General features: G+C 59.2%; 1 pseudogene. It reads right to left on the minus strand.

Annotation, left to right across the window (positions count from 1 at the left end):
• Nucleotides 1–287 (minus strand): annotated as a pseudogene (locus EE949_RS12890) (Na/Pi cotransporter family protein); the annotation flags it as partial.

The raw sequence follows: 287 nt of genomic DNA on the forward strand, positions 1-287 counted from the left end.
ACAAGGCCCCGGTGTCGGACGTTTCCAGCACCACGTAGGCACTGCTGCAAAACAGCGAGTTGAGGCGCTTCATGTCGGCAATCAGTTCCAGGTGCAGAGAACTGGTCTCGATACTTTGCACGACTTTATGTCGCAGACGGCTCACATGCGCGTGCGCCAGGCGACGCTCCTGAGCCCTGAAACGGCGCTTCTCACGCAGCAATTGCCGCGCGCTTTCTTCGTCGCCGCTGAGAAAGACCGAAAGCCCCAGACGCAGGTTGGACTGCAACTGAATATGCAGGTCGGCC

The organism is Pseudomonas viridiflava, assembly GCF_900602065.1.
Lineage (GTDB): Bacteria > Pseudomonadota > Gammaproteobacteria > Pseudomonadales > Pseudomonadaceae > Aquipseudomonas.